Annotated in this window: 9 protein-coding genes; 3 read left to right on the top strand and 6 right to left on the bottom strand. The window is 64.2% G+C overall.

Annotated features, from left to right (window positions below; translation table 11 throughout):
* Positions 1–72 precede the first annotated feature (72 nt).
* From ACESNB_RS00640 to ACESNB_RS00620, 5 genes are all read right to left on the bottom strand, one after another.
* Positions 73–816, bottom strand: a complete 744-nt coding sequence (locus tag ACESNB_RS00640) for a TVP38/TMEM64 family protein (RefSeq protein WP_373002518.1) — start codon at positions 814–816, stop codon at positions 73–75.
* Between the two features lie 59 nt (positions 817–875).
* Positions 876–2,084 (bottom strand): NAD(P)/FAD-dependent oxidoreductase, encoded by a 1,209-nt coding sequence (locus ACESNB_RS00635; RefSeq protein ID WP_373002516.1) that lies wholly within the window; start codon positions 2,082–2,084, stop codon positions 876–878.
* Between the two features lie 162 nt (positions 2,085–2,246).
* Positions 2,247–2,822: a type 1 glutamine amidotransferase domain-containing protein gene (locus ACESNB_RS00630; protein ID WP_373002514.1), complete on the bottom strand. Its 576-nt coding sequence runs from the start codon at positions 2,820–2,822 to the stop codon at positions 2,247–2,249.
* A 173-nt stretch (positions 2,823–2,995) separates the two neighbouring features.
* Positions 2,996–3,769 (bottom strand): SDR family NAD(P)-dependent oxidoreductase, encoded by a 774-nt coding sequence (locus ACESNB_RS00625; RefSeq protein WP_373002512.1) that lies wholly within the window; start codon positions 3,767–3,769, stop codon positions 2,996–2,998.
* Between the two features lie 5 nt (positions 3,770–3,774).
* On the bottom strand, positions 3,775–4,182 hold the full coding sequence (locus ACESNB_RS00620; RefSeq protein ID WP_373002510.1) for a YbaN family protein: 408 nt from the start codon (positions 4,180–4,182) through the stop codon (positions 3,775–3,777).
* 169 nt (positions 4,183–4,351) lie between these two features.
* On the opposite strand from ACESNB_RS00620, the gene ACESNB_RS00615 reads away from it, so the two are divergent.
* From ACESNB_RS00615 to msrA, 3 genes are all read left to right on the top strand, one after another.
* Positions 4,352–9,325, top strand: coding sequence for an alpha-2-macroglobulin (locus ACESNB_RS00615; RefSeq protein ID WP_373002508.1), 4,974 nt, complete (start codon positions 4,352–4,354; stop codon positions 9,323–9,325).
* A gap of 4 nt (positions 9,326–9,329) precedes the next feature.
* Positions 9,330–11,387: a penicillin-binding protein 1C gene (pbpC, locus tag ACESNB_RS00610; protein ID WP_373002506.1), complete on the top strand. Its 2,058-nt coding sequence runs from the start codon at positions 9,330–9,332 to the stop codon at positions 11,385–11,387.
* Positions 11,388–11,546: 159 nt separating this feature from the next.
* On the top strand, positions 11,547–12,197 hold the full coding sequence (msrA, locus tag ACESNB_RS00605; protein WP_373002504.1) for a peptide-methionine (S)-S-oxide reductase MsrA: 651 nt from the start codon (positions 11,547–11,549) through the stop codon (positions 12,195–12,197).
* Here msrA and ACESNB_RS00600 read toward each other — a convergent pair.
* Positions 12,191–13,912, bottom strand: coding sequence for an ArnT family glycosyltransferase (locus tag ACESNB_RS00600; RefSeq protein ID WP_373002502.1), 1,722 nt, complete (start codon positions 13,910–13,912; stop codon positions 12,191–12,193). The genes msrA and ACESNB_RS00600 overlap by 7 nt on opposite strands.
* Positions 13,913–13,955 lie beyond the last annotated feature (43 nt).

Genomic DNA, 13,955 nt, shown 5'->3' with positions numbered 1-13,955 from the left:
TTCTAGGCAGTCGGCTCCGGCCAGGGGCCGGTAAGCAAGAGGCTAAGAGGCAAATTCTTCCACATGGCACTTTTATTCATCTTGTTTCGTCCCCGTGTCAACCGGCGGGTCGCTGATCAGGGGAACAGATTGCCCTTTGGGCGCCATACGCGTCCGGGCATAAAGCGCGATTGCTGCATAGATGGCGGCTGCAGTGATTGCGGCGAGAATGGCGATTCCGGGATTGCCCTTGAGCGCGGCAAACAGGCTCTGGCCGGCAAAGGCGATCAGCGCGAGCTTGGGCAGAATGCCAACTGCCATGCCGAGGGCAAAGTCGCGATATTTCGCGGTGCTGACGCCGAATGCCATGTTGACCATGATGAACGGACCGGTCGGTACATTGCGCACAAGTGCACTGGTCGCGAAGGCGTTGCGGCCAACAAAGGCGGCAAGCCTGTTGGCGGTGGCGCCGGCATAGCGGCGGAAGGCCTGCTCGCCGGCCATACGGCCGACCCAGAAAGTGAGTGAGCCCGAAAACATGTTGGCGATCCACGCATAGGCAAAGCCAAGCCAGGGACCGAACAGGGCGACGGCTGCAGCAATCAGGGCGAATTGCGGGACGCCGAGAAAAGCTGCGACGCAGAAGACCAGGATCAGGGCGGGCAATCCCCACGGACTGCCGGCAACGGTTTCCATCCAGCTGTTGAGCGTGTCTGCGCGGGGGAGAAGCCCGAGCTTCCCCATGATGAAGATGACAAGCACAGCGCCCAGCAGACTGGCGCCGAGGATCAGCGTCCGGCGGGCTGGCTGGCTGGCGGTCTTGTCGGTCTGGCTCATGATCGCATCGCATGCGGCCAGTGCAGCCTTGCGTCAAGCGGTCTGTTGCAACGCTTGTGTTACACAGCCGCTCCGGCTGCAGCGGCGGCGGCGCTTGCCCAGGCCCACTGGAAGTTATAGCCGCCAAGCCAGCCCGTCACATCGACGCATTCGCCGATGAAATAGAGTCCTGCAACCTTGCGGCTCTCCATGGTTTTGGACGACAGGCCCGACGTGTCTATCCCACCAGCCGTGACTTCTGCCGTACGCCAGCCCTCGGTGCCGGCAGGGCGCACGACCCATGCCGCGAGGGTGGTGGCGAGGGCGTCGAGCGTGATGTGGGGGGTGTCGGCGAGGCGGGTGGCAGGGGGGTGGTTCGTCCGTTGCAGGATGAGGTCGGCGAGCCGTTTGGCGAAGAGGCCTTCGAGCGCTGCCACCAAGGTCTGCATCGGTCGGTCGCGCTTGGCGGCTTTCAGCGTTTCACGAATGTCGGTGCCCGGCAGGAGCCTCAGCGTCACGGGCTGGCCCGGGGACCAGTAGGAAGAGATTTGCAGGATCGCGGGGCCTGACAGGCCGCGATGGGTGAACAGCATGGCCTCGTCGAAGGCGGCGCTGTCTGTGGTGGCGCGCACGTCGCAGGCGACGCCGGAGATCGAGGCGAAGTCCTCATGGTCGGCGCCGGTGAAGACGAAGGGCACGAGCGCCGCGCGGGTGGGGATGATGTCATGACCGAACTGGCGGGCCAGGTCATAGGCGAGGCCGGTGGCGCCCATCTTGGGGATGGAGAGCCCGCCAGTGGCAACGACAAGCTTCGGCGCGTTGAATGCGCCGGCGGAGGTTTCCACCGTGAACAGGCCGTCGGCATGGGCAATGGACTTTATCTCTGTGCCGAGGCGCAGTTCACCGCCGACGGCTTCGAGCTCGCCCAGCAGCATCTTGATGATCGCGCCGGATTTCTGGTCGCAGAAGAGCTGGCCGAGCGTCTTCTCATGCCAGGTAATGCCATGACGCGTCAGCAGGGTGAGAAAATCGCCCGGCGTGTAGCGGGCGAGGGCAGACTTGGCAAAATGCGGGTTTTCCGAAATGAATCGGTCCGGCGCGGCATGGATATTGGTGAAATTGCATCGCCCGCCGCCGGAAATGCGTACCTTCTCGGCAGGTTTTGCCGCGTGATCGATCACGAGGACATTGAGACCCGTCTGTCCCATGCGGCTGGCGCAGAACAGTCCGGCCGCGCCAGCGCCGAGGACGATGGCGTCGTGGTGGGAGGAAGGGCGCGCGTCAGGCATGGCAGGCCTATGCAGCAGGCGGCCCCCGGGGCGCAAGCTTGATCCGCTGCAAGGTAACGGGGCGATGCCTCCCCCACAGCCGGGACAGAAAAAGGCGCCCTCCAGACGGAGAGCGCCTTTAGTACTCTGCGTTTCGCTCCCATGGAAGCGTCGCTGCCCGTGTTATGCGGTCACGGACTGGCGCTGTTCGGCATGTTTGCCTTCGCAGATTTCCTCGACGATCTTGGCGTTGAAGTCGCCGAGGTCATCGGGCGAACGCGACGTGACGAGACCGGAGTCCACGACAACAGACTGATCGAGGACGCGGGCGCCTGCATTCTTGAGGTCCTGCTGGATGGCAGGGTAGCCGGTCACTTCACGGCCATTGACGAGATTGGCCGAGATCAACACTTGAGGGCCGTGGCAGATCGAAAAAACGGGCTTCTTCTGCGCGAAGAAGGCGGACGCAAAGTCCTTGGCTTTCTGGTTGGTGCGCAGGGCGTCCGGGCTGAACAGGCCGCCGGGAATGAGCAGGGCGTCGAAATCTTTCGCCTTCGCATCGTCCAGTGTCATGTCGACCTTGAACGTGTCGCCATGTTCGCGGTGCTTGTTGGCCTGGATCGTGCCGTGATTGATCGAAACGATCGTCGTCTCGCCGCCAGCGTTTTCGATGGCTTCCTTGGGCGAGGTCAGCTCGACCTGTTCGAAGCCGTCAGTGGCGAGGATAGCGAGTTTTCGTCCTCGAGCGCGTTGAGTCATGATTATGTCTCCTTGCTTAGTGTTCTGGCGCGTCGGCAGGCCGCTCAGGCCTGCGCCGCTTCAGGAATAGTCCTGTGCCTAAACAATGCATGGAACCTCGAATCGTTGCAGGCAAATGCAGTTGCGCCCGGCATCTGGGACACCGGGCGCGCTTTATAGCGAGACGGTCAAACCTATTTGGTCTGGCCGCCATCGACCGGCAGGACGGCACCAGTCACGAAGCTAGCCAGCGGGCTGAGCAAGTAGGCTGCCGCCGAGCCGATTTCGTCAGGCCGGCCGAACCGGTTCAGTGGCACTTCGCGCCGGATCCATTTCTTCCAGGCTGCGCCGCGCTCGCCTTCGGACCGGGTTTCCCAGTCGCCGCCCGGGAAGATGATATTGCCCGGCGCGATGGCATTGACGCGCACGCCCGATGGTCCGGCAACACGTGCGAGTTCCTTGGCGAGGTGGTTCATCGCGGCCTTGGATGTGCCATAGGTCAATGGCGTACCCAGCGCGCCCAGCCCGGCGATGGACGTGATCATCAGTACCGAGCCTTCGCCGCGTGGCGTCATCTTGCGCAGGGCCGAGCGGGCAAGCTTGAAGGCGGAATCGAGATTCTGGCTGATGCCGCCATCCCAGGTCTCATCATCCACTTCAAAGCCAGGAGGGCAGGGGTGCAGGCCGACATTGGCAACCGCGCCCCAAAGTGGGCCGAAGTCGGATTCGATGGCCTCGATCATGGAGTCGATGGTCTCACTGTCGCGCAAGTCTCCGGCCCGGGCCCAGAGCTTGTCCTCGCCATATTGCTTGGCCAGGCGCGCACGCTGTTCTTCCAGCGCCTCGGCACCGCGCGCTGCAATGGCGACCTTTGCGCCCTCGGCGAGGCATGTCTCGACAATGCCAAGACCGATGCCGCGGCTGGCGCCCGCGACGAAAATCACCTTGTCCTTCAGATTGAGATCCATGCCGTTTATTCTCCCTGTTGTTTTGTGCTGATTTTCTTAGGCGTTTCGGGCTCGGGGGCAAAGGGCGGCTTCCGACTGATCACAAAGGCGGCGCCAAGCGCGAGGAAACCGAGGCTGCCAGTCATGGCCCAAGGCCTGTTCCAGAAAAGGTAGACCGTCCCGGCAGCGGCCAGGGCCATGCCTGCCAGCGCGGCGGACTTGCTGCGCATGCTCATGCGGCCGGTCTCGACATAGGTGCGGATTGGCACGCCGAGGCCAGGGCGGGCATAGATCCAGTCGGCCCATTGCGGGCTGGACTTGGCGAAGGCGAGCGCGGCAACAATCCAGAAGATCGTCGTCGGCCAGATCGGCAAGACGACGCCGATCGCGCCCAGCGCGAATGCAATCATGCCAAGGATGCGCCAAGCCCACATGCGTGCCTACATCGGATGCCGCGCGTGGACTGGCAAGGCTGGCATCCGCGATGTCGCCGCGTTCGCGCCATGACGAAATCGCAATATTCCTTTGAATTGACCCAATCACGCCCTGTTGGTGCCGTGCCCAACAGGTGTATGGATATCAACAGAAATAGAGGAGAGGCTCATGTCGCAGTTCATCACGGGGACGCGGGGCAAGTATCGGATCGTCATCGCGGCCATCCTTTTCGGGCTCGTCGCAGCGTGTGGCGGTGGCGACAAGAACAAGACGTCTGACGAGGTCGGAGCCGCCGGCGAAGTCGTCCAGCGCGCCCCCAAGGACCAGGTCGCAGCCCGCCAGCGTGAGCAGCGCCGCCAGAAGGCACGTGACGCGCAGGAGCAGGAATTCTCCTATTTCCGCTATCGCATCGACATGACCGGCGAACAGCCATTGGCCTGCCTCGTCTTCTCGGCTGCGCTCGACCCGAAGACCGACTATTCGCCCTATGTCGATTTTCGCCCGGCCTTCCGTCCGGCGCTGAGCGTCGAGGGCCGCGAGCTTTGCATTGGCGGCCTGACCTTCGGCACCAGTCGCACCGCGACGATCCTGTCCGGCCTGCCGGCTGCTGACGGGCGCACGTTGAAACGCGAAGAAACGGTGCCGATCGATTTTGCCGACCGCCCGCCTTATGTGGGATTCAAGGGCGCGGGCGTGATCCTGCCGCGCGAGGATGCTGACGGCCTGCCAATCGAGACGGTGAATGTCGACAAGGTGAATATCAGCGTGTCGCACGTGAATGACCGTGCGCTGGCGTTCAAGAGCATCACCGAAGGCGAAACCACGGGGCAGGGCCGGTATTCCTATTCCTGGGGCAATGACAGCCCGAGCGATGTCGAGGCCGTCATCTGGTCGGGCACGATGGATATTGCCGCCGAACAGAACGCGCCGATCGTGTCGGTCTTCCCGTTGCAGGATGTGATCGCGACGATGGAACCGGGCGCTTATTATGTGCGCATTACGGACGCGGCGAAACTGAGCGCGCAGGAAGGCCCGCCCGCCTCGTCCAGCCGCTGGATCATGCTGACCGATCTGGCGATCACGGCCTATGAAGGCGAAAACGGGCTCGATATCACGCTGCGCTCGCTGCAGGACGGAAAGCCCGTGCCGGACACGACGGTCCAGCTCGTGGCCATGAGCAATGAAATCCTCGCAGAGACGCGGACCAATGAGCAGGGGCGGGTCGCGTTCGATAAGCCCCTCACTAATGGTGCCGGCAATATGGCGCCGAAAATGGTGCTGGCCTTCAGTGCGAAGGGTGAGCTCGCCGCGCTGGACCTGACGCGCGCGCCGGTTGACCTGTCCGAGCATGCTGTCGGCGGCCGGCGGACACCGGGCATTGTCGATGCCTATGTCTATACAGACCGGGGCATCTATCGTCCCGGCGAGTCGGTGAAGATTTCGGCGCTTTTGCGCGACCGCGCCGGGCGCCAGGTGGACGACCGCACGGGCAATCTCGTGATCTATCGCCCGAATGGCCTGGTTGCGGACAAGATCCGGTTCGACGATCCCGAGTCCGGCGCCGTATTGAACAGTTTCGAGCTGCCCAAGGGGGCCTCTCGCGGCCAATGGCGCGCCACCATTGAAATAGATGGCTTGCCGGAGACATCCGGAAGCGCGCGATTTGCCGTCGAAGACTTCGTGCCGCAGCGCATTGCCGTGGACCTGACGGCGGACGACAAGACGGCTATGAAGCTGGGCGGCACGCGGGACATCGCGGTCGCGTCGCGCTTCCTTTATGGCGCGCCCGGCGCGGGCCTGACGGTCAAGGCTGAAGCCCGGCTTGAGCCACAGCCCAATCCGTTCCCTGCCTTTGATGGGTTTTCGTTCGGCCGCTATGACGCGACCTTCGAGGAACGTATCATCGAGCTGCCTGACCAGACGACCGATGGGGCAGGGGCGGCCATTGTCAGTCTCGCGCCGGGCAATGCCGGCAGCAATGCCGGGCGCCCCTTGCGCATCAATGCCGTGATCAGCGTGCTAGAGCCCGGCGGACGTGCCGTGACGGACAGCGTGCGCGTGCCCTACCGGCCCGAGAATCTCTATGTCGGCCTCAAGCCGGGCTTCGGTGAATCCGTGGAAGAGGGCGGGGATTCGGTGTTCCAGGTTGTTGCGGTGAATGCCGACGGTGCTGCCGTGGCGCAGCGCCTCGCCTGGAAGATGCTGGCCATCGACTATCATTATGACTGGTACCGGGATGGCGAGGAATGGCGCTGGCGCCGGTCGCGCACCGTCACCAAGGTGAATGAAGGCGTCGTGTCCACCACGACCGGCGGGACCTCCGAGATCAAGGTGAGCGGTCTCGAATGGGGCAGCCATGAACTCGTGGTCGAAGCCGAAGGCGTCAATGTCGGCGCCGCCGCCAGCGACGATTTCTATGTCGGCTGGGGTGGCCGCGTGTCCGACGACGGCGTCGAGGCACCCGACCGCGTTCGCGTGATGGGCCCTGAAAAGTCGCCGACCCCTGGTCAGACCGCCGAGATCACGATCGTCCCGCCCTATGACGGGCAGGCGCAGATCGTTGTCGCAACCGACCGGGTTCTTTCGGTCCAGAACCTCAATGTGACGGCAGGCGGCACACGCGTGAGCCTTCCCGTCACGGATGCATGGGGCGAAGGCGCCTATGTCATGGTCAATGTCTACACGGAACGCGACCCTGTCCTGCAGGCGAAGCCGCGCCGCGCCGTCGGCGTCGCGCATGTGCCGGTCAACATGGATTCGCGCACGTTCTCCCTGACCATTGATGCGCCGAAGGTTGCGCGTCCGCGTGGCGAACAGGTTATCGAGGTTGATTTCGGGGGTGGCCCGCGCGAGCCGGTCTTCCTGACACTTGCCGCTGTCGATGAAGGCATCCTGCAGCTGACCAAGTTCAAGAGCCCGGATCCGGTTGCCTATTATTACGGCCAGAAGGCGCTCGGCATTGAACAATATGACGATTATGGACGCCTGCTCGATCCCAATATGGGCCTGCCCGCCGAAGTGCGGACCGGTGGTGACCAGCTCGGCGGCGAAGGACTGACAGTTGTTCCCACCAAATCGGTGGCCCTGTTCTCCGGCCTCGTCGAGGTCGGACGCTCAGGCAAGGCGAAGGTCCGCTTCGACCTGCCTGACTTCAATGGCGAATTGCGGATCATGGCGGTTGCCTGGTCGAAGACCGGGCTCGGCGAGGGCGAAGCCAAGATGACGGTCCGCGATGCGGCGCCGTCTGACCTGATCCTGCCGCGCTTCATGGCACCCGGCGACGAAGCCTTCCTGACTGCCAGTATCGACAATATCGAATTGCCGGCGGGTGAGTTCGCGGCGGAGATTTCCGCAGCGGGTTCGATCGAAGTGGCCGAGAGCCGCCTGACCCGGACCCTGCAAACCGGCAAACGCTCGGATGCGCCGGTGCGCGTCGAGGCGCGGAATGAAGGCATCTCGCAGGTGCGCATGGCTGTGACGGGCCCGAACAATTTCGCGGTCCAGCACATATACGACATCCAGACCCGCTCGCCCTATTTGCCGGAAACCCGCTCGACGAGCATGCTGATGCAGCCGGGCCAGCAATATTCGATCGATCCGAAACTGCTGGCCGGCTACGTGCCCGGCTCGGTGGACGTGACGGTGGGCTTCTCCAGCATCCCGGTCGACCCGGCGACGCTGTATGCCTCGCTCGACCGTTACCCCTATGGCTGCACCGAACAGACGGTCAGCCGGGCGATGCCGCTACTCTATTCCGAACAGCTGGTAGCGATGGGCGCCCGCGGCGCGCGCGACAATGCGCGTGACCGTGTGCAGACGGCGGTCAACACGATCCTGAACCGTCAAGGTTCGGAAGGTGCGTTCGGCCTGTGGCGCGAAGGGGACGGCTATGCTTCGCCGTGGCTTGGCGCCTATTCGACCGACTTCATCTACCGGGCCAAGACCGCTGGTTATTCGGTTCCGGACGAGGCGCTCGACCGGGCCTATGGCGCCCTGCGCGCCGTCTCGACCGGCGACCAGTGGCGCGTCTATGGCTATGACACGGACGTCTATGAAGGCCAGTATTCGAACGATACGGCCGAGCAGATGATGTTCCGTTCGTCGGCCTACGCACTCTATGTGCTGGCCAAGGCTGGCGAGGCGGACATTTCCCGCCTTCGCTACCTGCACGACCGTGAACTGTCGAACATCGACAGCCCGCTGGCGCGGGCGCATATCGGTGCGGGCCTTGCCTATATGGGCGACCGTGCGCGGGCGAACTCGGCCTTTGAATCAGCCGAGAAAGCCCTCGGCTACAAGAATAGCGGCGACTATTACCAGACGCCGCTGCGTGACGTAGCGGGCGTCATGGCGCTGGCAAGTGAAGCTGACATGGCTCCGCTTGTCGCGCGCCTTGCTGAACGCCTCGGCAAGGATGTGCCGGATGCGGATGAACTGACAACGCAGGAGAAGGCGTTCATCCTGCTTGCGGTCAATGACTTCAACAGGGGTGAGAATGCGTTCCGCCTGATCGTCGAAGGCCTCGGCCGCGGCAATGACAATGAGCGTCAATACCTCATCTCCGAGGCGCAGGCCGCTTCGGGCGTGAATTTCAAACTCGAAGGCAAGGCGCCGATGTTCCGCACGGTGCTGGTCACCGGCGCGCCGGAAAAAGCCCCGCCTGCGGCCTCGTCCAAGCTGAAGACCGACAAGACGTTCTTCACGATGACGGGCGGCAAGGTGGACCTGTCCAGGGTCAACCAGGGCGACCAGCTGGTCGTGCGTGTATCGGTGACACCACTTGAGCGCCGCCTGAACCCGGTCATCATTGCCGATCTCCTGCCAGCCGGTTTCGAGATCGAGACAGTGCTTCGTCCGGCAGATGGCCGCCGCAAGGGCGAGTCATCGGGCGCGTTCGCCTTCGTTGGCGAGATTGGCGACGCGCAGTCGCAACAGGCGCAGGATGATCGCTTTGTCGCGGCTGTCGATGTCTATGGCGAGCCGGTGACGCTGGCCTATGTCGTGCGGGCCGTGACGCCAGGAGCGTTCGCGATGCCGGGCGTGGTGGCTGAAGACATGTATCGGCCGGCCGTCTATGCGCGATCGAGCGCGGGCCGGGTGACGATTGTCGGCGCACCGGGATCGACGGCAGGAGGCAAGTAGGCTGATGGGGCCAGCCGGGCGTCTCCTTGCCGGTCTAGCCCTGCTTGTCGGCGCAGCCTTTGCGCTGGACGCGGTCCTGCCGCCGCCGCTCGAACGGGCCGGGGCCATTTCGGCCATGGTCACCGACCGGTCAGGCAAACCGCTGCGGGCGTTCCCGACCGATGACGGGCGCTGGCGCTTCCATGGCGATCTCGACAAGATCGACCCGGAATTTATCGAGGCGCTGATCCGCGTCGAGGACAAGCGCTTCCGCCAGCATAAGGGCACCGACTGGCTGGGCATGGTGCGGGCCGCGGTGGATTCGGCCCTGTCGGGGCGGGTCGTGTCCGGGGGCTCGACTATCACCATGCAGACAGCGCGCATGCTGGCACCGCGTGACCGCAATGTAGGCTCGAAACTGATCGAGATTGTCCGCGCGCACCAGATCGAGCGGCGCCTTTCCAAGGACGAAATACTCGCGCTCTACCTCACGCTCACGCCCTATGGCGGCAACCTCGAAGGCGTACGCGCCGCGAGCTGGAGCTATTTCGGCCACGAGGCCGACCGGCTGTCGGATGACGAGATCGCGCTGCTGATCGCGCTGCCGCAATCACCGGAAGCTCGCCGCCCCGACCGGCGTCCGGAGAATGCGGCCAGGGCGCGCGACTGGGTGGCGCAGAAACTGGCCAATTATGGCGTGTTCACCCAAGATGATGTGGCGGACGTTGCGGCCTCCGGCGTGCCGGGGCGTCGCCGGGATTTCCCGGACCGGGCCTGGCATGGCACGGCCAAGGCCTTGGCCAACGGGCCGCGCGGTGATGTGCGGTCAACGCTGGATTCGGGCCTGCAGGCGGAAGTCGAGCGGATCGCGCTGACGCAGGCGAACGCTGCCGGGGCAGACGTCCAGGTCTCGGCGCTGGTCGTGTCCATTCCGACGCGGGCCGTGCGGGCCATTGCCGGATCGGCCTCGCGCGACCGGCCGGGCGGCTGGCTGGACCTGACGGCGCAGGCGCGTTCGCCGGGCTCGACGCTGAAGCCCTTCATCTATGCCATGGCGTTCGACGATGGCACCGCCGCGCCGGATACGCTGATCTCCGACCTGCCGAAACGCTTTGCCACCTACCAGCCGGAAAATTTCGACCGCATGTTCCGGGGCGATGTGAGGGTGTCGGACGCGCTGCAGCACTCGCTGAACGTGCCGGCCGTGATGATGCTGGACAAGGTCGGGCCGGAGCGGTTCGTCGCGCAACTGGCGCTTGCCGGAGCAAGTCCCCGCGTCGCGGGCTCGGCCAGCCATGAGGCGGGCCTTGCGATTGCGCTAGGCGGCGCAGGCCTCACCGCACGCGAACTGGCCGTGCTGTACTCAGCTCTTGGCGACAAGGGCATTGCCAAGCCGCTGGTCTGGCGCGCCGATGAGGAAGACGAGACCTATGAGCGTCCCGGCCACCGCCTGGTCGGCGAGGCCAGCGCCGACGAGATTCTCCGCATCCTGCAAAACGGTCCGACGCCCGCAGGCCGCGTGCCGGGCCGCCTGACGGAGAACGCGCCGCAGATCGCGTTCAAGACCGGCACGTCCTATGGCTACCGCGATGCCTGGGCGGCCGGTGTTGCAGGTGACCTGGCGATCATCGTCTGGGTCGGCCGTGCCGACGGCGGGCCGCGTCCGGGTGTGACCGGCGGTGACGCCGCGCTGCCGATACTGTTCGAAATTGCCGACCGGGCCGCGCACCATTTGCGCGACACCGGCGAGGCGCGCGGGCGGCTGACATCCGAGCGGCGACTGCAATCGCGGGGCGCGATGCACAACTTCGCCGCGGCGGCCCCGCCGCAAATCCTGTTCCCGCCGAGCGAGGCCGAACTCTGGGCCGGCAAGGTCGACGGCGCCCCCGCGCGCGGTTTCGTTCTGGCCGGACGCGGGGAAGGGCAGCTGTCCTGGTATGTCGATGGTACGCCCTGCGCGGTTGACGATGCCGGCGCGCCGGTCTGGTCGCCCACGCGCGAGGGATTTTACACGGTGACTGCAGTGGATGCCGCAGGCCGGGCCAGCCGCGTGCGTGTGCGCGTGCTCACCGGGCCTGCGTAAAAAACACGGCATTGCCGCAATTTCGACACGCCACAACAACACGCGATCAACACAAACCTGTTAGGTATGCGATTGCTGCCTTTTCGACGGCAGCGACTGTCCCATATGTGGTTGTAGATGGCGCGCAAAGCCGTCATTGATCAGTTGAGTGAGTTTGTCATGCGTACCCGTTCTGCCCCCTTTGTCGCCATTGTTGCCGGTATTGCGGCCGTCGGCCTCGCCTTCATTTCCAGCGCGGGCGAGCAGGACACGCCGACAAACGAAGTGCCCAAGCGCTTGTCTTCAGCTGTGTTTGCCGGCGGGTGCTTCTGGTGCGTCGAGTCCGATTTCGACAAGGTCGACGGCGTGGTCGATACCATTTCTGGCTATACGGGCGGCCGGATCGCCAACCCGACTTATAAACAGGTCAGCCACGAGAATACCGGCCACTACGAAGCTGTGAAGATCACCTACGATCCAGACGTCGTGTCGTACGACTATCTCGTCACCTACTTCCTGCACCATGTCGATCCGACCGATGCCGACGGCCAGTTCTGCGACAAGGGCGAGAGCTATCGCACCGCCATCTTCGTGGCGAACCCGAACGAGCGCACGATCGCCGACGCGGATATTGCTGCGGTGGATGCCTCAGGCGTCTTGCCCGCGCCGGTCGTGACACAGGTGATCGGTGCCGAAACCTTCTGGCCTGCCGAAGACTACCATCAGGATTATTACAAGAAGAACCCGCTCAAATACCGTTACTATCGCGCATCCTGCGGACGTGATGGCCGGATCAAGGACCTCTGGGGCGACAGCGTCGCGGATCACTGATCCTTTGGTGCGGGGCAGGGGGGCGACGGGAATTCCGACTGTCCTGCGTGTCGCTTTTCCCACGCATCATCGTGCAGGTCCGGCGTGAAGCCTGACGCCAGATACAGATGGAAGCGCCGTGTGATCGGGCAGCCATTTCCGCGCGTGCCAAGCGGGATCGCAATCTCTCCGACCGAATCGAACGTGTTGAAGTCGCTGCGCAGCATCGGGCGCATTTCGGCGTGCAGCGAGACGACGAGCACCTTTTCGTCGAGCGGCGCTGCGAGAGGCACGGTTTCCGAGAAGCTTTTCGGGACGCCATAGCGCCGCCACGACAGCAGGGGTAAGGTCCTGTCGCGGGCATAATAGTCGAGGCCATGCCAGACTTCGCGCTCGTCAACGAGCACGGACGTCGCGCCCATCTCTGCCGCTTTCTGGAACACGTCTGCCGCCGCAATGTCCCAGCCGCGTGTACGCTTCTGCGCGTTGTCGAAACCGAGTTCGGTCGACATGTCGGCCGGCAGCAGCGCGACCGTGACGAAAAACAGGGCCAGCAGCGCATGAGCGGTGAGGTTGGCCCATAACAGGCCGGCGGGGCGATAGGCCTGATAGTGGCCAAAGCCGAGCATGCTGGCGGCAATTGCGCCGCCGATGAGCACGCGCAGCCAGAGGTCGAGATCCGGCGCCAGCAGCAGTGCCACGAAGGTCAGCCCGGCAATCCAGAACCACAGGCTGCGATTGGGCTGGGCGCGGATCAGCCAGGCGGCCACGAGCACGCTTGCTGCGGGCCAGGCCGTCACCGCCCAGTTGGCATTGGCCCGTGAGATGACGGCCTGCGCCAGGATGATGACGAGGACAGGAATCACGAAGCAGAGCAGCCAGCGGTCGCGCCCCATCAGGCCCTCATCCGATCGCCGCATCACGAACAGGCCGAAGACCAGCGAGATGAGGCTGATCGGGCCGAACACGCCCATCTGGTCGACCAGGAAGTCGAGCGCATGTTCCGGATGGAAGAGCTCGCCGCCGAGATTGGCATTGTCGACCGTGTGGCTGACCGTCTTGAAGTCATTGGCGGCATTCCAGGCCATGTGCGGGGCAAAGATGGCGGCTGCAACCAGCAAGGCGACCAGGCCCCGCCACGAGACCAGCGCCCGGCGCGTATCCTTGTCGAGCACCAGTGTCAGCCCGGTCCCGATCAGGAAATACAACATCGCGTATTTCGACAGGAAGCCCGCGCCGACGGCGACGCCAAGGCCCACCGCACTTGCCCAGCGGCCCTCACCGCTGCGCAGGCGCCAGAAGGCATACAGCCCGGCGCACCAGAACGGCATCAGCACGCCGTCGGTCGAGATAACGGCGGATGACAGGATCACGGCTGGCATCAGCGCATAGCCGAACGCTGCGAACATGCCGGTGCGCGCGTCGTACATGGCTCGCCCGAGCAGGAAGAGGAAGACGGCGCCGGTCGTGTGTAGGAAGGGCGCGGCCAGGCGCACGGCCCATTCCCCATTGCCGAACAGGGCCGTCACCGCGTGGATCACCCAGGCGATCATGGGCGGCTTGGAATAATAGCCCCAGTCGAGTGTTTCGCCCCAGCGCCAGTATTGCGCCTCGTCGGCATAAAGGTTCAGCGGCGCGGCGACGAGAAACCCGATTCGCAGCACAAGGAGCAAGCCGAGGCCAAGCAGCGTCGCGCGCAGATATGCCGAGTCCGATTCGTGTTTCTTGCCTGCCATGTCGTCTCACCTTGATACGTTCTGTGCTTATGCAGCGCACTCC

It is taken from the genome of Hyphomonas sp. (assembly GCF_041689225.1).
Lineage (GTDB): Bacteria > Pseudomonadota > Alphaproteobacteria > Caulobacterales > Hyphomonadaceae > Hyphomonas.
This window is presented reverse-complemented; position numbering and strand designations above follow the sequence as displayed.